19 protein-coding genes are annotated in these 21,541 nt (G+C 61.7%); 10 read left to right on the forward strand and 9 right to left on the reverse strand.

The window, feature by feature from the left end; genetic code table 11:
- The first annotated feature begins 12 nt into the window (after window positions 1–12).
- The 5 genes from parE to CKW11_RS14790 all read left to right on the forward strand — a co-directional run bounded on the left by parE (window position 13) and on the right by CKW11_RS14790 (window position 6,590).
- Window positions 13–1,920 carry a DNA topoisomerase IV subunit B gene (parE, locus tag CKW11_RS14770; protein WP_095138100.1) on the forward strand — a complete coding sequence of 636 codons (1,908 nt, stop codon included), beginning with the start codon at window positions 13–15 and terminating at the stop codon, window positions 1,918–1,920.
- The gene (locus tag CKW11_RS14775) at window positions 1,920–2,909 is read left to right on the forward strand and encodes an esterase-like activity of phytase family protein (RefSeq protein ID WP_095138101.1); all 990 of its coding nucleotides are present in this window, start codon (window positions 1,920–1,922) and stop codon (window positions 2,907–2,909) included. The genes parE and CKW11_RS14775 overlap by 1 nt, the downstream gene beginning before the upstream one ends.
- Window positions 2,906–3,430, forward strand: a complete 525-nt coding sequence (locus tag CKW11_RS14780) for a TIGR02281 family clan AA aspartic protease (protein ID WP_095138102.1) — start codon at window positions 2,906–2,908, stop codon at window positions 3,428–3,430. Before CKW11_RS14775 ends, CKW11_RS14780 begins: the two co-directional genes overlap by 4 nt.
- A 7-nt stretch (window positions 3,431–3,437) precedes the next feature.
- The gene (gene parC, locus CKW11_RS14785; protein ID WP_095138103.1) at window positions 3,438–5,711 is read left to right on the forward strand and encodes a DNA topoisomerase IV subunit A; all 2,274 of its coding nucleotides are present in this window, start codon (window positions 3,438–3,440) and stop codon (window positions 5,709–5,711) included.
- Window positions 5,712–5,879: 168 nt separating this feature from the next.
- Complete coding sequence (locus CKW11_RS14790) at window positions 5,880–6,590, forward strand: membrane integrity-associated transporter subunit PqiC (RefSeq protein WP_095138104.1); 711 nt, start codon at window positions 5,880–5,882, stop codon at window positions 6,588–6,590.
- Window positions 6,591–6,841: 251 nt separating this feature from the next.
- On the opposite strand, the gene CKW11_RS14795 is transcribed toward CKW11_RS14790, so the two are convergent.
- On the reverse strand, window positions 6,842–8,356 hold the full coding sequence (locus CKW11_RS14795; RefSeq protein ID WP_095138105.1) for an AhpA/YtjB family protein: 1,515 nt from the start codon (window positions 8,354–8,356) through the stop codon (window positions 6,842–6,844).
- A 134-nt stretch (window positions 8,357–8,490) separates the two neighbouring features.
- Here CKW11_RS14795 and serB point away from each other — a divergent pair, with 134 nt between their 5' ends.
- The gene (gene serB / locus CKW11_RS14800) at window positions 8,491–9,705 is read left to right on the forward strand and encodes a phosphoserine phosphatase SerB (RefSeq protein ID WP_095138106.1); all 1,215 of its coding nucleotides are present in this window, start codon (window positions 8,491–8,493) and stop codon (window positions 9,703–9,705) included.
- Window positions 9,706–9,796: 91 nt separating this feature from the next.
- Here the strand turns inward: serB and CKW11_RS14805 are convergent, their stop codons facing one another.
- Entirely contained in the window at window positions 9,797–11,551 is a 1,755-nt protein-coding gene (locus tag CKW11_RS14805) for a molecular chaperone (protein ID WP_095138107.1), read from the reverse strand.
- 220 nt (window positions 11,552–11,771) lie between these two features.
- On the opposite strand from CKW11_RS14805, the gene CKW11_RS14810 reads away from it, so the two are divergent.
- Window positions 11,772–12,173, forward strand: a complete 402-nt coding sequence (locus CKW11_RS14810; RefSeq protein ID WP_095138108.1) for a lectin OAA — start codon at window positions 11,772–11,774, stop codon at window positions 12,171–12,173.
- Between the two features lie 60 nt (window positions 12,174–12,233).
- Here the strand turns inward: CKW11_RS14810 and asd are convergent, their stop codons facing one another.
- From asd to CKW11_RS14825, 3 genes are read right to left on the reverse strand one after another with little or no spacing between them, the layout of a single operon-like run.
- Window positions 12,234–13,094: an archaetidylserine decarboxylase gene (asd, locus tag CKW11_RS14815; protein WP_003221083.1), complete on the reverse strand. Its 861-nt coding sequence runs from the start codon at window positions 13,092–13,094 to the stop codon at window positions 12,234–12,236.
- A gap of 19 nt (window positions 13,095–13,113) precedes the next feature.
- Window positions 13,114–13,929, reverse strand: a complete 816-nt coding sequence (rhdA, locus tag CKW11_RS14820; RefSeq protein WP_095138109.1) for a thiosulfate sulfurtransferase — start codon at window positions 13,927–13,929, stop codon at window positions 13,114–13,116.
- 42 nt (window positions 13,930–13,971) lie between these two features.
- Window positions 13,972–15,510, reverse strand: coding sequence for an HDOD domain-containing protein (locus CKW11_RS14825; protein WP_095138110.1), 1,539 nt, complete (start codon window positions 15,508–15,510; stop codon window positions 13,972–13,974).
- 166 nt (window positions 15,511–15,676) lie between these two features.
- Here CKW11_RS14825 and motA point away from each other — a divergent pair, with 166 nt between their 5' ends.
- Both motA and motB read left to right on the forward strand, forming a co-directional pair.
- Entirely contained in the window at window positions 15,677–16,528 is an 852-nt protein-coding gene (motA, locus tag CKW11_RS14830; RefSeq protein ID WP_007952169.1) for a flagellar motor stator protein MotA, read from the forward strand.
- A 3-nt stretch (window positions 16,529–16,531) separates the two neighbouring features.
- Entirely contained in the window at window positions 16,532–17,608 is a 1,077-nt protein-coding gene (gene motB, locus CKW11_RS14835) for a flagellar motor protein MotB (protein WP_027611405.1), read from the forward strand.
- Window positions 17,609–17,660: 52 nt separating this feature from the next.
- Here motB and CKW11_RS14840 read toward each other — a convergent pair whose 3' ends face one another.
- The 4 genes from CKW11_RS14840 to rsgA form a co-directional block, all read right to left on the reverse strand.
- Window positions 17,661–18,146 carry a toll/interleukin-1 receptor domain-containing protein gene (locus tag CKW11_RS14840; protein WP_095138111.1) on the reverse strand — a complete coding sequence of 162 codons (486 nt, stop codon included), beginning with the start codon at window positions 18,144–18,146 and terminating at the stop codon, window positions 17,661–17,663.
- Window positions 18,146–19,105, reverse strand: a complete 960-nt coding sequence (locus CKW11_RS14845) for a caspase family protein (protein WP_095138112.1) — start codon at window positions 19,103–19,105, stop codon at window positions 18,146–18,148. Before CKW11_RS14845 ends, CKW11_RS14840 begins: the two co-directional genes overlap by 1 nt.
- 2 nt (window positions 19,106–19,107) lie before the next feature.
- Window positions 19,108–19,515: a TIR domain-containing protein gene (locus CKW11_RS14850; protein WP_095138113.1), complete on the reverse strand. Its 408-nt coding sequence runs from the start codon at window positions 19,513–19,515 to the stop codon at window positions 19,108–19,110.
- Window positions 19,516–19,727: 212 nt separating this feature from the next.
- A complete protein-coding gene (gene rsgA / locus CKW11_RS14855; RefSeq protein ID WP_095138114.1) occupies window positions 19,728–20,759 on the reverse strand; it encodes a small ribosomal subunit biogenesis GTPase RsgA in 1,032 nt (343 codons plus the stop codon).
- Window positions 20,760–20,866: 107 nt separating this feature from the next.
- On the opposite strand from rsgA, the gene orn reads away from it, so the two are divergent.
- Entirely contained in the window at window positions 20,867–21,409 is a 543-nt protein-coding gene (gene orn, locus CKW11_RS14860) for an oligoribonuclease (RefSeq protein ID WP_003221098.1), read from the forward strand.
- The last annotated feature ends 132 nt before the right edge of the window (window positions 21,410–21,541 follow it).

Below are 21,541 nucleotides of genomic sequence, written 5' to 3' on the forward strand. Positions count from 1 at the left end.
CGACGAGACCCTATGGCCACTCCCAGCGCTAGCTCTTATAACGCCGACGCCATCGAAGTCCTCTCGGGCCTCGACCCGGTGCGCAAACGCCCCGGCATGTACACCGACACCAGTCGGCCGAACCACCTCGCCCAGGAAGTCATCGACAACAGTGTCGACGAAGCCCTGGCCGGCCACGCCAAATCGGTGCAGGTCATTCTGCACGCCGATCACTCGCTGGAAGTCAGCGACGACGGTCGCGGCATGCCGGTCGACATTCACCCGGAAGAGGGCGTGTCGGGTGTCGAGCTGATCCTCACCAAGCTGCATGCGGGCGGCAAGTTTTCCAACAAGAATTACCAGTTCTCCGGCGGTCTGCACGGGGTGGGTATTTCCGTGGTCAACGCCCTGTCGACCGAGGTCCGGGTGCGCGTGAAGCGTGACGGCAACGAATACCAGATGACCTTCAAGGATGGCTTCAAGGCCACCGAACTGGAAATCGTCGGCACCGTTGGCAAGCGCAACACCGGCACCAGCGTGTACTTCGCGCCGGATCCGAAATATTTCGATTCACCGAAATTCTCCATCAGCCGCCTCAAGCACGTGCTCAAGGCCAAGGCTGTGCTATGCCCGGGGCTGCTGGTCAGCTTCGAAGACAAGGGCACCGGCGAGAAAGTCGAATGGCATTACGAAGACGGCCTGCGCTCCTATCTGGTGGACGCAGTCAGCGAATTCGAACGCCTGCCGGACGAGCCGTTCTGCGGCAGCCTGGCCGGTAATAAAGAAGCGGTGGACTGGGCGCTGCTGTGGCTGCCGGAAGGTGGCGACGCGGTGCAGGAAAGTTACGTCAACCTGATCCCGACGGCGCAGGGCGGTACCCACGTCAACGGTCTGCGTCAGGGCCTGCTCGATGCGATGCGTGAGTTCTGCGAATTCCGCAGCCTGCTGCCACGCGGCGTGAAGCTGGCGCCGGAGGACGTCTGGGAGCGCATCGCTTTCGTACTGTCGATGAAAATGCAGGAACCGCAATTCTCCGGCCAGACCAAAGAGCGTCTGTCGTCCCGTGAAGCGGCGGCGTTTGTCTCCGGGGTGGTCAAGGACGCCTTCAGCCTATGGCTCAATGCCAACCCGGAAACCGGTCTGGCGCTGGCCGAACTGGCGATCAACAACGCCGGTCGCCGCTTGAAAGCGAGTAAAAAAGTCGAGCGTAAACGCGTCACTCAGGGCCCTGCGCTGCCGGGCAAACTGGCCGACTGCGCGGGTCAGGATCCGATGCGTTCCGAGCTGTTTCTGGTCGAAGGTGATTCCGCTGGCGGTTCCGCCAAGCAAGCGCGGGACAAGGAATTCCAGGCGATCCTGCCGTTGCGCGGCAAGATCCTCAACACCTGGGAAGTCGACGGCAGCGAAGTGCTCGCCAGCCAGGAAGTGCACAACATCGCCGTGGCCATCGGGGTCGATCCGGGCGCGGCAGACATGAGTCAACTGCGCTACGGCAAGATCTGCATCCTCGCCGACGCCGACTCCGACGGTCTGCACATTGCGACCTTGCTCTGCGCGTTGTTCGTCCAGCATTTCCGCCCGCTGGTGGATGCCGGGCACGTCTACGTGGCGATGCCGCCGCTGTACCGCATCGACCTCGGCAAAGAGATTTACTACGCCCTCGACGAAGCGGAGCGCGACGGGATTCTCGATCGTCTGGTGGCCGAGAAGAAGCGCGGCAAACCGCAGGTCACCCGATTCAAAGGTCTGGGTGAAATGAACCCGCCGCAGCTGCGTGAAACCACCATGGACCCGAACACCCGGCGTCTGGTGCAACTGACGCTGGGCGAGGATTTTGCCGAAACCTCGGAAATGATGGACATGCTGCTGGCGAAGAAACGCGCCGGCGACCGCAAGACCTGGCTCGAATCCAAAGGCAACCTCGCCGAGGTGCTGGCCTGATGCGGCTTGGCTGGGCCTTGGCGGGTGTGTTGCTGCTGAGTGCGATGAGCGTGTCGGCGGAGCCGTTGCAGGAACTGCGCGTGCTCTCCGAACACCCGGTCGTCGGCATGCGCGGCGGCAACCTGTCGGGGCTGGCCATGTGTGGCAGCGAGTTGTGGACGGTGTCGGATCGCGATGACGACCAGATTTATCGGCTCAATACCGCCGATCAGGTCTGGCAGGCCGAGGCTTTGCACATCGACGTGCCTCTGGTGCCGGAGACCGGTTTGCCGTGGGGATTACGCTCGCGCAATTGGGCCGCGTCGTTCGTGCGCGGTGGCGATCTGGATTTCGAGGGCATCAGCTGCGACAGCGCCGGCAATCGCTACATTGTCAGCGAGGGCCACGCGGCGGTCTTGCAGGTGCCCGTCAGCGGCCCGGTCAACTGGCTGAAGATTTCGCCGATGATGGTTCGCGAAGCGCGGGCCAGTGGCATGCTCCTGCATTTCAATGCGATCTTCGAAGGTCTGGCGATCAACCCGGCGGGTGATCAGATGTGGCTGGCCGGCGAACGGCAAAACCGGGGCTTGCTATTGATCAAGCGTCAGCAGACGGTGTGGGATTGCGACGGTCGTTGCGTGCTGCTCAGCGAGGGCGGCAAGCAGATGCAGCCGCCGCAGTTCCCGAAGGCCAGAGCGGTCGATCGCGACTTTTCCGACCTTTCGTTGTTCAACGGCAAATTGTTTACCCTTGAGCGCAACGCCTTCCAGATTTGTCGGCGCGATGCGCAGACCGCCAAGGTCGAGCATTGCTGGTCGTACGCCGCTGAATTGTTGCAGGCCAACCGCCGTTACTCGCAGAACTTCGGGCTGGAAGAAGCGCTGATCGTTGACGCTGATGGTGCATGGGTCGGCGTCGACAATAATTTCGGCCCGCGGGCCGACGGCGAGGTTCGCCCGGTCGTTTGGCGCTTCGCCGCGCCTGAAGGTGGCTGGAGCGCCAAACCGTGAGTCAGCAACCGCCGGGCAAGCGCGCCGGCCGGGTGTTGATGATTCTGGCCTGGTGCGCGGGGTTGTTTCTGGCCACGCGGTTTTTCGGCCAGTGGGAAGAGCGTCAGCAGAATCCGAACGTGGTGGTCACGTCCGAGCAGCATGGCGGCGTGATCGAAGTAAGGCTGGCCGGCAACGCCCTAGGGCATTTTGTCGCCAGTGGCCAGATCAACGGTGAGCCGGTGGAGTTCATGCTCGATACCGGCGCGACCGATGTGGCGATCCCGGCGGATCTGGCCAAGCGGTTGAAACTGGAAGAAGGTTTCGGTGTGACCCTGAGCACGGCCAACGGCCTGAGCCAGGGCTACCGGACAAAGATCGACCGCCTGCAACTGGGCGACATCGTGCTGCGGGATGTCCGCGCACTGGTGGCGCCGGGGCTGCATGGCGATCAGGTGCTGCTCGGCATGAGCGCCCTGAACAAACTTGAATTTACCCAGCGCGGTGGCACCATGCTGCTGCGCCAGACAACGAACCGATGAGGCCCGCATGAGCGACTCCCTTGATCTCAGCCTGGACGGTGTAGAACGCCGCTCGCTGGCTGACTTCACCGAAAATGCCTACCTCAACTACTCCATGTACGTGATCATGGACCGTGCCCTGCCGCATATCGGCGACGGCCTGAAACCGGTACAGCGGCGTATCGTCTACGCCATGAGCGAGCTGGGGCTGGACGCCGATTCCAAGCACAAGAAATCGGCGCGTACCGTCGGTGACGTGCTCGGCAAGTTCCACCCGCACGGCGACTCGGCGTGTTACGAAGCGATGGTGCTGATGGCCCAGCCGTTCAGCTATCGCTACACGCTGGTCGACGGCCAGGGCAACTGGGGTGCGCCGGACGATCCGAAGTCCTTCGCCGCTATGCGTTACACCGAAGCACGCCTGTCGCGCTATTCCGAAGTGCTGCTCAGCGAGCTGGGCCAGGGCACGGCCGACTGGGGCCCGAATTTCGACGGTACCCTGCAGGAACCGCTGGTGTTGCCGGCACGTTTGCCGAACATCCTGCTCAACGGTACCACCGGCATTGCCGTGGGCATGGCCACCGACGTGCCGCCGCACAACTTGCGCGAAGTCGCCACTGCTTGCGTGCGTCTGCTCGATGAGCCGAAAGCCACGGTCGAACAGCTCTGCGAACACATTCAAGGCCCGGACTATCCGACCGAAGCGGAAATCATCACGCCGCGCGCCGACCTGCTGAAAATGTACGAAACCGGCAAGGGCTCGGTGCGCATGCGCGCCGTGTACCACGTCGAGGATGGCGACATCATCGTCACCGCGCTGCCGCACCAGGTCTCCGGGGCCAAAGTGCTGGAACAGATCGCCGCGCTGATGCAGGCCAAGCCGTCGAAAGCGCCGCAGATCGCTGACCTGCGTGACGAGTCCGACCACGAAAACCCGTGCCGCATCGTGATCATTCCGGTCAATAGCCGCGTCGATCACCAGGCGCTGATGCAGCACCTGTTCGCCAGCACCGAGCTGGAGTCGACCTACCGGGTCAACGTCAACATCATCGGTCTGGACGGCAAGCCGCAGCTGAAGAACCTGCGGGCATTGCTGGTCGAATGGCTGGAATTCCGCGTGCTGACCGTGCGTCGCCGCCTGCAATTCCGCCTCGACAAGGTCGAGCGTCGCCTGCATCTGTTGGACGGTTTGCTGATCGCTTACCTCAACCTGGATGAAGTGATCCACATCATCCGCACCGAGGAGCACCCGAAAGCCAAGCTGATCGAGCGTTTCGCCCTCAGCGAGATCCAGGCCGACTACATCCTCGACACCCGCCTGCGGCAGTTGGCGCGTCTGGAAGAGATGAAGCTGCGCGACGAGCAGGATGAACTGCTCAAGGAACAAGCCAAGCTCCAAGCCCTGCTGGGCAGCGAAGCCAAGCTGAAGAAGCTGGTGCGCACCGAGCTGCTGAAAGACGCTGAAACCTACGGCGATGACCGTCGTTCGCCGATCGTCGAGCGTGCTGAAGCGAAAGCGCTGACCGAGCACGATCTGCTGCCGAACGAGAAAGTCACCGTCGTGCTGTCGGAAAAAGGCTGGATCCGTTCGGCCAAAGGTCATGACATCGATGCCACCGGCCTGTCGTACAAGGCCGGCGACGGCTTCAAGACCTCGGCGGCGGGGCGTTCCAACCAGTCTGCCGTGGTGATTGACTCCACTGGCCGCAGCTATTCGGTCGCCGCGCATACGTTGCCGTCGGCGCGTGGCCAGGGCGAGCCGTTGACCGGCCGTCTGACCCCGCCACCGGGCGCGACCTTCGAATGCGTGCTGATGCCGGAAGACGATGCGTTGTACGTGATCGCCTCCGATGCCGGTTACGGCTTCGTGGTCAAAGGCGAAGACCTGCAAGCCAAGAACAAGGCCGGTAAAGCCCTGTTGAGCCTGCCGAACAACGCCAAGGTGATCGCGCCGCGTCCAGTGGCCGATCGTGAGCAGAACTGGCTGGCTTCGGTCACGACCGAAGGTCGCCTGCTGATCTTCAAAATCAGCGATCTGCCACAATTAGGGAAGGGCAAAGGCAACAAGATCATCGGGATCTCCGGTGAACGCGTGGCCAGTCGCGAAGAATATGTCACGGACATCGCCGTGCTTCCGGAAGGCGCCACTCTGGTGCTGCAGGCCGGAAAACGGACCCTGTCGCTCAAAGCCGACGACCTCGAACACTACAAAGGTGAACGTGGCCGTCGTGGCAATAAGCTGCCAAGGGGCTTCCAGCGGGTCGATGCGCTGCTCGTCGAAAACCTCAATCAGGCGTCCTAGAGAGCTCGATCTACGATTTAACGCGTAGATCGACGCTTTGGCGCTGGAGTCGGAACGCATATTCACGGATGATATGGCCTTTCCAAGCGCCGGCGTGGCCGAGCGTTCTTCATATTTATTGAGTATTTTCACTGTGGTCAGCCTTGTGGCGGCCACCTGGACGGGATGATGACTGCTCTGCGCCCCCTTATTTTCCTGCTCGCCGGCGTTTTGGGCCTGGCGGGTTGCAGCGTTCACCAGCCGGTGTCGCTGTATCAGCTGGACAGCGGAAGTCCGGCTCAGCCTGCGCAAAGCACAGGCATGGCGGTTTTGTTGGGTCCGGTAGTCATTGCTGATTACCTGCAACGTGAAACTTTGCTGCAACGTCAACCGGATGGCAGCCTGCAAGCCTCGACCGACGGTCGCTGGGCGGGCAGCCTTTCGTCGGATATCGATCAATTGCTGATGCGGCAGGTGGCCGGTCATCTGGACAGCCAGCGTGTGGTATTGGCACCCGCCACTCTGGGGTTTGCTCCGGATGTGCAGGTATTGCTGACCATCACGCGTCTGGACTCCGGTGAGAAACAACCGGCGATCCTCGATGCGCAATGGCGTCTGATCGACCGTCGTGGTCAGGTGCGCGACAACCGCATCGTTCATCTGCAGGAGCTGCATGCCGGCACCACGGCTTCGCAGGTGCAGGCTCAAGGCATTCTGCTGCAGCGTCTGGCCGAGCAGTTGTCGGTGGCGCTCAAGCCATTGGCCAACCAGCCTCCGGTGGCCGAAGCACCGCGTAAGGCAGCGCCTAAACCGGCAGCGCCGGCAGCGGATGCAGAGAAGCAGCCGAAGATTCCGATGGCTTCGCCGATTCGTACCGATATGGAAGTGTTCCGCTTCTGAGTGTGGTTTGAGTCAAAACAAAGCCCGCCTTGTGCGGGCTTTGTTGTGTCTGGGGGCTGGAAATCTTTGCCGTCAGTGCGGGCCTCTTCGCGAGCAAGCTCACTCCCACAGGTCTTGAAGGTGTTCACAAGGTCTGTGGCAGCCACCGTCCACTGTGGGAGCGAGCTTGCTCGCGAAAGGGCCGGTACAGGCAACAAAAAAGCCCGCAGACAATCACTTGTCTGCGGGCTTCTGTGTTTCAGGCCTGAGGCTTACGCCCGGCGCTCATGCATCCGCGCCAGTTGTCGCTCAAGCATCGACGGATACGGCTCCATCAAGCGCTCGACACAGCAAGCGCCTTCCGGGCTGGCGATCGGACGGATCCGCGCACGCTGGCGAATCAGCGCGTCGTCACCGATCTTGCGCTCGACCAGCAGCAGGTTGCGGCTGTGTTGCGACAGGGCCAGTGCATCCTGAGCCGAATCGGTCAGCAGCAGGTCGATCTGGCTCAGGCCGAACAATTCGTCGCCCAGGGTCAGGCCCAGTTGCAATTGCAGGGTGATGCCGCTGTCGGCGACTTCGATCTGCAACTGATGGCCCAGCGCCCGCAGCAACTCGCCGCAGCAGATCGCATTGGTCAGGTAGTCGTCACCGCTGTCTTCAGTGTGGAACAGCATCAGTGTGCTGCCATCGTTCAGGGTTTCGATTTCGCCCTGATAAAGCGAAGCGGCCTGATCGAGGCAGTCGCGGTAGCGCTCCAGCAACTCTTCCAGACGGGCGCGAGGCAGGCGACGCAGTTGCTCTTGCGAGCCCAGCTGGATCGCCAGCACCGCACTGTGCTGCGGCACGCTCGGGGTCGCTTTACGCGGCACCGGAACAGCTTCGGTCAGCGACTCGTCGCGCAGATCGGCAAACGGGTCTTCGTCGTCATCATCGTCTTCAACCGTGCTGACCACGTGGCGCGGTGCCGGTTTTTGCGCGGCCATCGGGCGGGTTTCGTCAAAGCTCGGGTCACGCAGGTTGCGCACTTCGAACTCTGGCTCATCTTCGTCTTCAAACTCGGGTTCCGGCTCGGGCTCGGGTTCAGGCGCAGGCTCCGGCGCGAAGTTGGCGTGCAGCTGACGCGCCAGATCGCCGATTTCGTCCTGACGATCTATGCCCGGCGTGTGTTCGTCGATGCGCCGCAGCCAGACGCGCAATTGCAGCAACGGCGTCGACAGGTAGCGGCCCATACGCAGGCTCAGGGCCAGCGACAGCGCCAACAGAATCGCACTGAGAATGCCCATGCTTTGCAGGCTGATGGTCATCGGCTGCTGGAACTGATCCATGTCCAGGCTGATGCGCAGTTGCCCGGCGGTCACGTCCTGGAAGGTGATCTTGCTCTCGTACATGCCCTCGGCTTCGCCCAGCAGGCTGTGCTTGGGGCGCTGACCGGACTCGGCGAGGATGCGGTTATCCACGCTATAGATAGCCGCGTGGGCCACCAGCTTGTTCTTGGTCAGGTTGTTGAGCAGCACGTTGAGGCTGAGGATGTCGTTGGACACCAACAGTTCCGTGGCGGAAGTGGCGGTCTGCGTGGTCAGGCTTTCACCCAGCGCATCGGCCTGCTCGTGCATGGCCTGCTTGAACTGCAAGCCCATTACCCCGGCATAGATCACCAGGGCCAGAGCGACCAGGATCACGTTATGGCTGGCAATGCGCAATGCAATCGGTACACGGCGATGGCGCAGTGCACGGAAGATCAGCAGGAAGAAGTTATCGGTTTTAACTGGCGTGGGCCGGTTCACTGAGCTCGGCTCTTTTGTCCGTGAAGTTGACGCGCAGTATAGCGACAGGCCCTAGACCGGCAAAGCGCTCGCGGTGCCCGATGGTCACTGAAAGTGGGTAGAATGCGGTTTTTTTCCAGTTGCGGGGGTGCGCGTTGCGCGAAATCGTCCTGATTAACATCACGGGAGTCGACCGTCCGGGTCTGACTGCGGCCATTACCGGCGTTCTGGCACAAGGTGGTGTGAACATTCTCGACATCGGTCAGGCGGTGATCCACGACACCCTGTCGTTCGGCATCCTGGTTGAAATTCCCGACTCCGAGCAGGGCAAAGCCGTGCTCAAGGACATCCTGTTCAAGGGCTACGAGCTCGACCAGCAGGTGCGCTTCACCCCGGTGTCCGAAGAGGATTACCAGCAATGGGTGGGCAATCAGGGCAAGAAACGCCACATCGTCACCCTGTTGACCCGCAAAGTGACCGCCGGCCAATTGCAGGCGGTCAGCTCGATCACCGCCAAATATGGCCTGAACATCGATCATATCGACCGTCTGTCGGGTCGCATGCCGCTGGACACTCCGGCGGACAAAGGCAAGGGCTGCATCGAGTTCTCCGTGCGTGGCGAAGCGGCGGATCCGCAGGCTCTGCGCGCCGAATTCCTCAGCGTCGCGCAGGAGCTGAACGTCGACATCGCTTTCCAGGAAGATTCGCTGTTCCGGCGCAATCGGCGTCTGGCGGTGTTCGACATGGACTCGACCCTGATCGAAGCCGAAGTCATCGATGAACTGGCCAAGGCGGCCGGGGTGGGCGAGCAAGTTTCGGCCATCACCGAGCGCGCGATGGCCGGCGAACTGGACTTCCGCGCCAGCTTCAAGGAGCGCCTGGCGTTGCTCAAAGGCCTGGATGTCAGCGTGCTGGACTCGATCGGCGCGTCGCTACGCCTGACCGAAGGCGCGGAAACCCTGTTCGCCGAACTCAAGCGCCTGGGCTACAAGACCGCGATCCTGTCCGGCGGCTTCACGTACTTCGCCAAGCAGTTGCAGGCCAAACTCGGCATCGACTACGTGTTCGCCAACGAACTGGAAGTGGTCGATGGCAAGTGCACCGGCGTGGCGATCGAGCCGATTGTCGATGCGCAGCGCAAGGCTGATCTGTTGAAGGAGCTGGCGGACAAGGAAGGCTTGCGTCTGGAGCAGACCATCGCCGTGGGCGACGGTGCGAATGACCTGCCAATGCTGGCGATTGCCGGGCTGGGTGTGGCGTTCCGCGCCAAGCCGCTGGTCAAGCAGTCGGCCAAGCAGGCGATTTCCACCCTTGGGCTGGATGGCGTGTTGTATCTGCTGGGCTTCCGCGATCGCGACGGGCAGTTGTAATTAAAGATCAAAAGATCGCAGCCTGCGGCAGCTCCTACACTGGAATACGCGTTTCCCTGTAGGAGCTGCCGCAGGCTGCGATCTTTTGCTTTCAAAGCGACTTCCACAACGAATCAAAATCCTCCTCGCCCCCGCCATTCTGCGCGGCTTCCAGCGAGCGATAGGCAAATTGATTGAAACTGTGCGTACTCGCCACCCGTCGATCCAGCCCGGCGCGGTGTTCTTCGCCGTGGGTGTTGATCAGCACTTTATTGCCTTCCTGAAATGGCAGACGCGGTGCGAGCAAGGTCGCGGGCAAGTCGATGGCGCTGATCTCCGGTAGCAATAAGCCGCGCAAATAATGGCTGTGATCATCCCGCGCACGCACCAGTTGCAAGCCGCAGGGCTCGGCGTGCGGCGCCACCAGCTCGATGCCCATTTGCGGCCCGCTGCCGCGTACCTGACGAATCCAGCGCACCACCGCAATGCTCCAGCCCTGACTCGCACTGTCCTGAATCCCGACCATCTCCCCAGCCTGCAACTCGGTTGGCACCTCACCCGGCCAGCCCAGGCAATAACCACCGGGGCTGTGGTTGATCACCGGCAAGGCGTAGGTCGGGTAGTGCGGTGTGTGGTCGGCTGTGTTTTCGTCTTCACCGAGATGGTCGTACTGGATTTCCTCGTAGGGCAGAAATTCATCTGCATTGCTTTGCGGGGCGGCGTCGAAGGCCTGGCTCCAGCTGTCCTTTTCGCCCTGGACCACGACGCGACTGAAGTTGGCCGCGCGAGCACCGGGATGTTTGAGCAGTTCGCTGAAGCTGCGTTCGCCGCCCAGGTAAAAGTGCAGGGCGCTCATGCCCACGCACACGGTCAGGCTGCCCTGACCTGCGGTGCGCTGAAAACTGCGCTCGGCGGCCTGGCCCCAACTGGCGTGCAAATGTTGCAGGGTGTCGAGGCTCAGTCCTGCCGGGACTGGCAGCGGCGTCGACGTTTCCTGCTGCAGTAAATGCGCTTCGATCACGTTCACCAGCGGCTGCGGATCGAAGCCCAGCAATGCGCCCTGTTGTTCTTTGCGAAACATGCTGCGGTAGCGCGGCCCTGCATCCAGTTCGGCACTGATGGCGAACAATCCATCCTGCGGACTGCCGGGATGCAATTTGAGCAAGGCACTCCACGGTTCCAGCACTTCGGCCAGCCGGGCGATCTGGTTCTGCCGCAGTTGATTGCAACGGGCGCTGCCCAGCAGCAGGGCGGCGATGTAGGTCTGTTCCAGGCTCAGTTCGCTGCTCAGGCTCGCCAGATCGTCATGCACCCGACGCTGTTGCAACTGCAAGGCGCAAGCGCAGCGATACAGCTGATGCAGCTCGAACCACAGATGTTCCGGCGGCGGACTGTACAGCTGCGTCGCCCGCAGCAGTTGCCCCTTGAGCGCATGCGCGGCGCGTTGCAGGGCCTGACTGACCAGTGCCGCACGATCCTTGTGATACTTGGGGACAATGCGCAGAACGATCTGCTTGTAGCCGATGGCCAGATGACTTTGTAGCGCCTGACACAGGTTGCTGATCTTGCGAGAGCGCTCATCGAGCATGATCGCCTGATGCAGAAAGTGCCGCTCCAGATGCTGGCAGACGAAGTAAACCTCGGGGCGCAGCAGCTCCAGGAGTTGCAGGCGATTGTCGCTGGGGGTGAGCAGTTGGTTGAGTTCGCCCAGGCCTTGATACAACTGGCGAGCGGTTTCGCCGATGTTGGCCTTGGGCAGGCCGGCGATCCAGCGCTTGAGGTCGCGCGGGGTGGCTTCACAGAACGACAGGCGCGTTTGCGTCGGGATCAGGGCGCGCAGGGAGGGTTGGGGGCGTGACTCACTCATGCCGTGATTGGCTCCAGCGGCGAAATTGGCAACACCAGGAACTCTAGCAGTTGTGGTCTGTTTCGCCGGATGGCGTCAGGCTTTTTGACCGCTGGTCTACTGGCCGGATGCCATTCAACAAGCCCTACTAGTCTCTCAGACGTGCGATCGGAAACGCACGGTTGCACGGCCTGCCGTCAACCTCGGGCAGGTCTCCCGAAACTTCAAGGAGATGAGGTTCATGTCTAAATATGCAGTGGCAAATCAATGGGGCGGTAGTTCGGCACCGTGGCATCCGGGTGGAACCTGGGTGCTGGGCGGGCGGGACAACCAGCAAGTCGTCGCCATCGAGATCAAGTCAAGCGATGGCGGCAAAAGCTTCACCGGCACCATGACTTACGCCGGCGAAGGCCCGATTGGCTTCAAGGCGCAGCGCACCGGTCAGAATCAATACAACGTCGAGAACCAGTGGGGTGGCAATGATGCCCCATGGCATCCGGGCGGCAAGTGGGTGATCGGTGGACGGGACAATCAGAACGTAGTCGCGTTGAGCGTCACTTCCAGCGATGGAGGGAAAAACCTCAGTGGCACCAATACCTACGCCAACGAAGGGCCGATCGGCTTCCGTGGGCAGATAGAGTAACGGCGCCTCTCAGGTCGTGTCCGCCCCTTCACAGACGTGTGAAAGGGCGGATCAGCCGGCTCAGGCCGTCGGCAGGGCCAGGGCCTGGCCCATTTGCACTGGCGAACCCGCCACCAGTTCTTCGGCCCACTTCACCTGATCCGGGCCAAACAGCACGATCGCCGTCGAACCCAGCTTGAAGCGACCCAGCTCCGCGCCTTTTTCCAGATGAATCGGCGCACGGGCGGCTTCGTCGTAGCGGAAGGTTTTCAGTTCGCGCTTCGGTGGGGTGACCAGGCCGGCCCACACGGTTTCGATCGAAGCGACGATCATTGCGCCGACCAGCACTACGGCCATCGGCCCGCGCTCGGTGTCGAAAATGCACGCCACACGCTCGTTGCGGGCGAACAGCTCCGGAACGTTTTCCGCGGTGGTCTGGTTGACCGAGAAGATCCGGCCCGGGATATAGACCATCTCGCGCAGAGTGCCGGCCAGTGGCATGTGCACGCGGTGGTAGTCCTTCGGCGACAGGTAAATGGTGGCGAAGTCGCCGCCCATGAACGGCGCCGCATTGGCCGCATCACCGCCGAGCAGTTCCAGTACGCTGAAGCTGTGGCCCTTGGCCTGGAACACCCGACCGTGTTCGATCGGGCCGAGCTGGCTGACCGCACCGTCGGCCGGGCTGAGGATCGCGCCCGGCGTCTGGTCCAGTGGCCGCGCGCCGTCTTTCAGGGCACGGGTGAAGAACGCGTTGAAATGCTCGTAGGCGGTCAGGTCTTCGACCAGCGCTTGCGACATGTCCACCTGATAACGCTTGGCGAACCACTGGGTGAAGGCATTCTTGAACCAGCGCACGCGGCACTCGGCAACGCAGCCGGCCAGGCGCGACAGCAGGTGATGAGGCAGCAGGTACTGGCTGAGGATAAACAGACGCTCTTTCATTGGTTGTCCTTAAAAAACCTTAAATCTCAACAGGCGTATCAGGGTGGTTGCCCCACTCGCCCCAGGAACCGGCGTAGCCCTTGACCCGCGGATAACCGAGGGACTTGGCCACCAGATAAGTGAAGCCCGACCGGTGATGGGTCTGGCAGTGGGTAATGATTTCTTTGTCCTTGGTGATCCCGAGGTCTTTGAGGATTTGCGGCATGTCCGTGCGAATTCGCAATTGACGCTCTTTGTCCATGCCGGCGGTCCACTCGAAGTTCACCGCACCGGGGATGTGTCCACTCTTGGCGGCCAGCATCTTCTCGCCCGAATATTCCAGCGGCCCGCGGGCGTCCCAGATCGCCAGATCGGCGGCGCCGAGACGACTTTGCAGGTATTCGCGGGTTGCCGTCGGCTCGTCGTGCAGGGTCAGCGCCACCGGGCCGCCCACTGCAGGCGGTACCTGGATCGACATCGGCATGCCCGCTTCCAGCCATGCCGGCAAACCGCCGTCGATGTAGTGGTATTTGTCATGACCGATCACGTCGAGCAGCCAGATGAAACGCCCGGCCCAGCCACCACCCTCGTCGTCGTAGACCACGTAAACCGCGTCCGGACGATGCCCCAGCTCACCGAACAACGCCTCCAGATCGGCTTTGGCCGGCAGCAGCCCCGGCGCCGGTGGCTGGCCGAGCTGGGTGCGCTTGGGGTCGACAAAGCGTGCGCCGGGAAGGTGACCTTCGGCATAACGGGCAGGGCTGGTCAGATCCACCAGAATCAGTTCAGGGGAATCGAGACGCGAGAGCAGGTCGCTCGGCTCGATGACGAGCGGCAAGCCAGAGAAGTCAGACATGTGAGGTCTCCAGAGCACAAAGGGGGGGATTGTAGCGCAGCCTCATCGGCCACGGCTGCTAAAGCTGTGCAGGGCTTTTTCGATGCACTGCGCGGTTTTGCCAAAGGCTTGCACGGTGATGTCGGCGAACGGTCCGCCGCCTTGGTCGGCGACGACGATCATGATCACCCGGCCGTTATTGACCAGCGAGCGCAGGAACAGATGCTCGCCACGGAACAGCGCACGCAGGCCCGGCGGCAACAATGCGGAAAACTGTGCGTTGTTCTCGGGGTTGATCCGCACCTGTGCCTGCTGCGCGAGCAACCGTTGCAGGACTTTGCTCTGACTGACGACAAAATTCAGCGCGGCTGCTTCCTTCGGCAGGCCGAAGGTCTGGTGCACCCGCAGATTCGATTGCGTGCGGTCGGCCATCAGAAGCATCACCCGACGCATGCCGCTGGCGACCAGCGCATCACGGGCGGCGACGGTCAGGCTCATGGCATTGGTGAAGCGGCTCGGCTCGGCCAGCAGTTCGGCGCATTGCCGGCGCCACTGCGTCAGATCCTCGGCATTCGGTGCCGCCGCCGGCAGCATCCCGGCCGGCAAGCGATGGGTGCCCCATGGCCATAATAACGACACCGCCGGGTGCCACAGATCGGGCATGGCATGCTGGCGCGCACTATTGGCGGCTTGCTGGTGCAACTGCTGCTGCACTTCGTCCATCGAGATTTGCAGATAAAGGCTGGTCAGGTACTGCCAGCGCTCGCTGTGCGGACTGTCCCAGGCCTGTTGCGCCGACAGCGCCAGGCCGTTGGCCAGCAACACGGTGTTGGCCGGCTGGTTGAGCCAGCGGCGCAGGGTGGGATCGTCGTCGAGGCGATTCTGCTGGCGCAACGGATGTTCGCTGTCGCGGGCGATGCGCAGTACTTTCACCAGTTCGCGCTGTTCGCTGAGCAGCAGTTTATAGCCCTGCTGCACCCAGATCGGCAGGTGCCAGACTTGCACCAGCGCTTCGGCGATCTTCAGCAGGCGCACGCCAAACAATTGCTTCTCGACCGTGCGCGCCGATTCGCCCTTGTGGATAACCCGCAGCTCCCACTCTTCGAGCAATTCGGGAAACGTCAGCGCCAGCGGCCATAACGGCGAGAGAAACAACAGGCTGCCCCAGTGAATGTCCTGCCACAGGCGCGCCAGGCGACTGGCAAAAAAACCGTTGGCCTGTTGCGTCGCGTGCTGGCTGATCATTTGCAGTTGGCGCAGGGCCTTGGGGATCTGCATCTGCGGTTCGACGGGCAGACGCGCGAGCAGTTCTTCGGTACGCGCCAGGCCCAGGCGGTTGATCGCCACCTCGAGATTTTCCGCCGGAGCGGCCATGGTGCCGTGGGTGTGACGATTTGCCTCACGAATGATGCTCAAGGCCAGCGCCGGGCTGTCCTGCATCAGGTCGGCGATATCGCGCAGCGAGCTGCGGTTGTCGCGGATCGCCCGGCAAACCTTGTCGTGAGCCTCTTGCGGCACGGGCAGGCGCACGCCATCGAGCAGTTTGACCCAGCCCTCGAGCGTGGTCGGTTTTGCGTGTGGGACGTTCGTTTCATTAGCCATGTCTGGACGAGATCTTCACTGACTGTAGACGCGCCCGGCATGGGCTAAATTGGCTTTTCGCCTGAACTGGCTATAGTCTGGCGCAGTTTTGCCGATAAGTAGAAGAAGAGATTTTTTAACTTCCGAATATGACCTTGAACCCGACTTAAATAAGTACTTTCTACCTATGGCTAAAATTATCGGCATCATCGTCGTATTCGCGAGCGTGCTCGGCGGATACGTGCTCTCCCACGGCAAGATTGCCGCCCTGATCCAGCCCTTCGAGGTGATGATCATCGGCGGTGCGGCCCTCGGTGCATTCCTCCAGGCCAACCCCGGTTACATGACGATGCACGTGCTCAAGAAATCCCTGAGCATGTTCAGTTCGCGCTTCAGCCACACGTTCTATCTGGAAGTGCTCGGCCTGATCTACGAGATCCTCAACAAGAGCCGCCGCGAAGGCATGATGGCCATCGAAGGCGATATCGAAGACGCTGCCGCGAGCCCGATCTTCGCCAAGTACCCGGCCGTGCTCAAAGACGAGCGCATGACCGCGTTCATCTGCGATTACCTGCGCATCATGTCCTCCGGCAACATGGCTCCGCATGAGCTGGAAGGCCTGTTCGACATGGAACTCTACAGCCTTAAGGAAGACCTCGAGCACCCGTCCCATGCGGTGAACGGCATTGCCGACGCCATGCCCGGTTTCGGTATCGTTGCGGCGGTATTGGGTATCGTGGTGACCATGGCGTCGCTGGGTGAAGGCGATCAGAAATCCATCGGCCTGCACGTGGGTGCGGCACTGGTCGGTACCTTCTTCGGTATTCTCGCGGCCTACGGTTTCTTCGGGCCGTTGGCGCATTCCCTGGCGCACGATGCCAAGGAAGAACTGAACGTCTACGAGGCCATCAAGGCCTCGCTGGTGGCTTCGGCTTCCGGCATGCCGCCATCGCTGGCCGTGGAGTTCGGGCGCAAGGTTCTGTACCCGGCGCACCGTCCAAGCTTTGCCGAGCTGGAACAAGCCGTTCGCGGTCGCTAAGCCATGGAAAATAATCAGCCGATAATCATCAAGCGCGTCAAGCGCATAGCCGGTGGGCACCACGGCGGGGCGTGGAAAATCGCCTTCGCCGACTTCGCCACGGCGATGATGGCGTTCTTCCTGGTGTTGTGGCTGCTGTCCACCGCGACACCGGAGCAGAAGATCGCCATCGCCGGTTACTTCAAGGATCCGGTCGGCTTCTCCGAAAGCGGCACGCCGTACATCATTGATCTGGGCGGCACGCCGACCCTGGCACCGGAAAACACCCTCAACCCTGAGGTGAAATCCCAGCCGCAACCGGACAAGGTCACGGTCGACACCGAGCAGGTCGAAGGCATGGCCGAACAGGTCGAGAAAGAACGCCTGGAGCTGTTGCTGCAAGAACTGCAGAACAAGGTCGACGAGAACCCGCAGTTGCAGAAGTTCAAGGATCAGATCCTGTTCGAGATCACCCCGAACGGCTTGCGCATCCAGATCATGGACGCGGAAAACCGGCCGATGTTTGACTCAGGTTCCGCACGTCTGAAGCCGTACTTCGAAGACATCCTGCTGGCCATGGCCGACACCATCAAAGCGGTGCCGAACAAGATCAGCATCAGCGGCCACACCGACGCCAAGCCGTATATCGGCACCGGCGATTTCGGCAACTGGGAGCTCTCGGCCAACCGTGCCAACGCTGCACGGCGTGCGCTGGTGGCCGGCAGCTATCCGGATTCGCAGGTGGCGCGGGTTGTCGGTTATGCCTCGTCGGCGCTGTTCGACAAGGAAAACCCGTTCAATCCGGTCAACCGCCGCATCGACATCGTGGTCCTGACCAAAAAGGCCCAGGCCGCCATCGAAGGTTCGCAAGGTGCCGACGCGGCCAAGCCCGCCGCCGAAGGTCAGAACGGCGCCGCTCCGGCGACGCCGGTCGATCCGAACGCGCTGCCGGCGGATCAGCAACCGGTGCCGGCACACGAGTTGCGCGAACGCTTGAACCTGTTCGACGACGCCGCACCGAAACCGGCCGCGCCGGGGACTGCGGCGCCAGCGCCAACAGCTCCACCAGCTGCTGCGCCGGCCCCCGCGCCGAAGCAGTGACCGACAAAAAAGCCGACAGTGATGTCGGCTTTTTTGTGGCTGTCGTGCGGCTTCAGAACCCGCGCCGAATCCGGTTTTTCAGTTGTTCATGGAACAGATCGGCGTTGCGCTTATAGGTGCCGCTGAAGGATTCGTTGCTCGAATCCAGCGTCATCGAGCGCTTGCTCGATACTTCTTCACGATAGGCATCGATGAAGAAATTCAGATCACTGGCTGTGCTCAGCTTCGGCCACTTGTCCAGATACTCCGGCAGTTGCGTCTGCCCGGTGCGGAACGAGCAGATCCGGCGGTTGCTGATGGTCGCTTCGCCGATTTCGAACGGCACCCACCACGACAGTGCGGTTTTCTCCGAAACCACCGCCAGCAGGTGCGTGCATTCGGTGATGTTGCGGGTGATCACCCCGGTGATGTCATCGGTGGTCTGCGACTCCGGGTCGAGCACATCGAGGTAAGTCTTGATGTTGGCCTGCATCAATTGCGCATTGATCGCCATGGCCTGCGGGCGATCAATGTGGCGGTAGCTGATGAATACGGGCATCAGAAGTGTCCTTTTATGGCGAGTTCACGGTAATAGGCGCCGAGCGCCGTGAGGCGGCAGCCCGTGGAGTGAATGGCGGCGTAGTACATGTGTTCGGCGTCGACCGGTTCGATGAGGCTGTGGCGATTGCACTTTTGCAGCTGAGCGAAAACCTCGCCGTGCTCCGGGTCGAACGTTGCTTCGGTGGGTTCGTAGCTGGGGGCAAGGCGGAACGTCGATTCAGCTTCGGCGAACCATTCCGGCAGTTTGCGCAGAATCTCCTTGGGGATCAGCGGCGAGACCTCGCGCAGGGAAATGAACTGCGAGACGTTGGTCTTGAACACCGGACGCTGCTCCCAGGCGTCGAGCGCGTTGTCGACGAAGGAATACAGGCTGCCCGGTGTGATCTTGCCGAGAATGTTCGCCGCACCGCCGTGCAGGGCCTGCAACAGCAAGCCGGTGAAGACACCGTGTTGCGCGCCTTCCATGGCTGGCTCTTCCTTTTTGCAGGCGGTCAAAATGGTCATGCCTTCGCCGACCACGCTGCTTTCGCTGCGCAAGGCGCGCACTTCGCCGGCCGCGCCGCTCTGGCAGCAGTCGAGGATGATCACTTTGTTTTTGATTTTCGTGGCTTTGGCGGCCCAGTTGAGGATGTCGCTGATGCGGATTCCGTCCTTGGCGCTGCGATAGTCCTGCGGCAGGAGCATGCCTTCATCGTTGTCGCTGTCGAAGCCGCCGTGCCCGGCGAAGTACAGCAACGCGACGTTGCAGTCGCCGCAGAACAGCTCGCGAATCTGGTCTTCGAGCTTGCCTCGGCCAAGGTTGTCCTCAGCCGAGGTGAGCACCACGTTCTTGAAGTTGGGATCACCGTTGGCGTCGGTCTTCAGCACGGACGCCATGGCCATGGCGTCTTTGCAGCAACCGCTCAAGGGCGAAACGTAGTCGTAGTGGTTGATGCCGATAAACAGCCCCTTGCGCATGTTTAGACCGCCGTGTGCTGACGGATCGCACCAATGATGCTGTTGGTGTTCCACGCGCACTCGGCGTGTGCCGCCTCACGCACGACAGTGGAAATGCGCTCGGCGCCGAACGGTTTGATGGCGATGATCACTTTGCCCATGCGCTTGGCGATCTCGATTTCCTTGTTGATCCACTTGCTGTAGGTCGAATACATGCCCGCCATGATCAGCACCGCCGAGCACGGACGGATCTTGTTTTCGATGGCTTCTTCGAGCTGCTTGTCGGTCTGCGCGCCCATGATCGGGTTGTGCGGCGGCACGGAAAAATTCTTGAAGCTGAAATCCGGTTTGGCGCCGAGCAGGCGTACCAGATTGTCGTGGGCGTGGGCGTAGTTCCACGAATGGCTGATGAACAGGTGAAAGGTCTGCATGGGGTTCCTCGAAGGTCGCGAAGGTGCGAAGGAGGACCCCAATCTAGGCATCTGACGCGAGCCTACAAGGGCTGGGCGGTGAAAGAGAAATGTCCTGCAATCAGGTGCGAGCGAGTCTGTCAGAAGAGTCTGACGTTTAACGGAATCGAGGATTTGTCAGGCGCGATCCGACATCCGGCAGCCCTCGGACGAGAGGCTGCCGGTGCAGATGTTTAGTAGCCGTTTTCCGGCAGGCTGGCGATGATCGAGCGGTAGCTGTTCATCCGCTGCTGCTGCACGCGGCCGTCTTCCAGGGCCTTGAGCAGTGCGCAACCGGGTTCGCGATCGTGCTTGCAGTCGCGGAAGCGGCAGGTGCCGAGCAGGTCATTGAACTCGATGAAACCGGCTTCGACGTCGGCGCGGCTGACGTGGCCCAGGCCGAACTCACGGATACCCGGGGAGTCGATCAGCTCGCCGCCGCCTGGGAAGTGGAACAGGCGCGCGGTGGTCGTGGTGTGCGTGCCCTGACCGGACAACTCCGACAACGGGCCGACACGGGTTTCGACTTCCGGCAGCAGGCTGTTGACCAGCGACGACTTGCCGACGCCGGACTGGCCGACGAACACGCTGATGCGCCCGTCGAGCTGCTTCTGCAACTGCTCCATGCCGTTGCCGTGATGCGCCGAGACTTCCAGCACCGGATAACCCAGCGTGCGGTACACCGCCAGCAGGGCATTGAGCGCCGGGGCGTTCTGCTCGTCGATCAGGTCGAACTTGTTCAGCAACAGCAGCGGGCGGATGCCTGCGTGTTCGGCGGCAACCAGGTAGCGGTCGATCAGGTTGGCATGCGGCTCGGGCAGCGGCGCGAAGACGATGACGATCATGTCGACGTTGGCGGCGACCGGCTTGAGCTGGCCACGGCTGTCCGGGCGGCAGAGCTCGGTGTTGCGCGGCAGTTGCGCGACGATCACCCCGATGCCCTGGTTGCCGGCGCGCCAGACCACCCGATCACCGGTTACCAGCGCCGGCAGGTTGGCCCGCAGGTGGCAACGGAAAACCTGGCCGGCCTGTTCGCCGTCCACGGCCTCGACCTCGACCTGCACACCGAAGTGGGCGATCACCAGGCCGTGTTGCTCAGGGCCGAGGTCGCCGCCCTCGAGGGCTTCGACCGCCGAGGACTCGCGTTTGGCGGCGCGCGCGGCGCGCTCGCCCTGAATCTTTTCGATGCGCCAGTTTTGACGACGATTGAGTTGGCGTTTGGCCATGGGTGTTCCGTCTGAAGAATGCAGCGATTAGGTAAAACGGCCGCGAGTTTAGCACGCCCGGGCATCGGCCTAGGCTAAACTGCGCAGCATTGCCTAGGAGCCCGAATATGCAAAACCCGCAGAACCTGATCTGGATCGACCTGGAAATGACCGGTCTGGATCCGGAAAACGACGTCATCATCGAAATGGCCACCATCGTCACCGACAGTGACCTGAACACCCTGGCCGAAGGCCCGGTAATCGCCATTCACCACAGTGACGAAGTGCTCGCCCGTATGGACGAGTGGAACACCCGCACCCACGGCAACTCGGGTCTGACCCAGCGCGTGCGTGACAGCCGTATCAGCATGGCCGAGGCCGAGGCTGAAACCATCGCTTTCCTGGAAAAGTGGGTGCCGAAGGGCAAGTCGCCGATCTGCGGCAACAGCATCTGCCAGGATCGCCGCTTCCTTTATACCCACATGAAGGCGCTGGAAAGCTACTTCCACTACCGCAACCTCGACGTGTCGACGCTCAAAGAGCTGGCCGCACGCTGGGCACCGGACGTGCGCGACAGCTTCAAGAAGGGCAGCACCCACTTGGCGCTGGACGACATCCGCGAGTCGATCGCCGAGCTGCAGCACTACCGCAAGCATTTCATCAAGTTCTGATTGAGGGGTGTCTGCCCTGACGTCTTCGCGAGCAAGCCCACTCCCACAATTTGGAATGCGTTCCCCCTGTGGGAGCGGGCTTGCTCGCGAAGAGGGCGTCAGAGTCCCGTAAGATTCAAGTCAGAAATGCAA

It is taken from the genome of Pseudomonas sp. Irchel s3a10 (assembly GCF_900187525.1).
GTDB lineage: Bacteria > Pseudomonadota > Gammaproteobacteria > Pseudomonadales > Pseudomonadaceae > Aquipseudomonas > Aquipseudomonas koreensis_G.

Coding starts and splice junctions, on each gene's coding strand:
- parE (WP_095138100.1), top strand. CDS start 13: ATGGCCACTCCCAGCGCTAGCTCTTATAACGCCGACGCCATCGAAGTC.
- CKW11_RS14775 (WP_095138101.1), top strand. CDS start 1,920: ATGCGGCTTGGCTGGGCCTTGGCGGGTGTGTTGCTGCTGAGTGCGATG.
- parC (WP_095138103.1), top strand. CDS start 3,438: ATGAGCGACTCCCTTGATCTCAGCCTGGACGGTGTAGAACGCCGCTCG.
- CKW11_RS14790 (WP_095138104.1), top strand. CDS start 5,880: ATGACTGCTCTGCGCCCCCTTATTTTCCTGCTCGCCGGCGTTTTGGGC.
- CKW11_RS14805 (WP_095138107.1), bottom strand. CDS start 11,551: ATGAGTGAGTCACGCCCCCAACCCTCCCTGCGCGCCCTGATCCCGACG.
- CKW11_RS14810 (WP_095138108.1), top strand. CDS start 11,772: ATGTCTAAATATGCAGTGGCAAATCAATGGGGCGGTAGTTCGGCACCG.
- asd (WP_003221083.1), bottom strand. CDS start 13,094: ATGAAAGAGCGTCTGTTTATCCTCAGCCAGTACCTGCTGCCTCATCAC.
- rhdA (WP_095138109.1), bottom strand. CDS start 13,929: ATGTCTGACTTCTCTGGCTTGCCGCTCGTCATCGAGCCGAGCGACCTG.
- CKW11_RS14825 (WP_095138110.1), bottom strand. CDS start 15,510: ATGGCTAATGAAACGAACGTCCCACACGCAAAACCGACCACGCTCGAG.
- motA (WP_007952169.1), top strand. CDS start 15,677: ATGGCTAAAATTATCGGCATCATCGTCGTATTCGCGAGCGTGCTCGGC.
- motB (WP_027611405.1), top strand. CDS start 16,532: ATGGAAAATAATCAGCCGATAATCATCAAGCGCGTCAAGCGCATAGCC.
- CKW11_RS14840 (WP_095138111.1), bottom strand. CDS start 18,146: ATGCCCGTATTCATCAGCTACCGCCACATTGATCGCCCGCAGGCCATG.
- CKW11_RS14845 (WP_095138112.1), bottom strand. CDS start 19,105: ATGCGCAAGGGGCTGTTTATCGGCATCAACCACTACGACTACGTTTCG.
- CKW11_RS14850 (WP_095138113.1), bottom strand. CDS start 19,515: ATGCAGACCTTTCACCTGTTCATCAGCCATTCGTGGAACTACGCCCAC.
- rsgA (WP_095138114.1), bottom strand. CDS start 20,759: ATGGCCAAACGCCAACTCAATCGTCGTCAAAACTGGCGCATCGAAAAG.
- orn (WP_003221098.1), top strand. CDS start 20,867: ATGCAAAACCCGCAGAACCTGATCTGGATCGACCTGGAAATGACCGGT.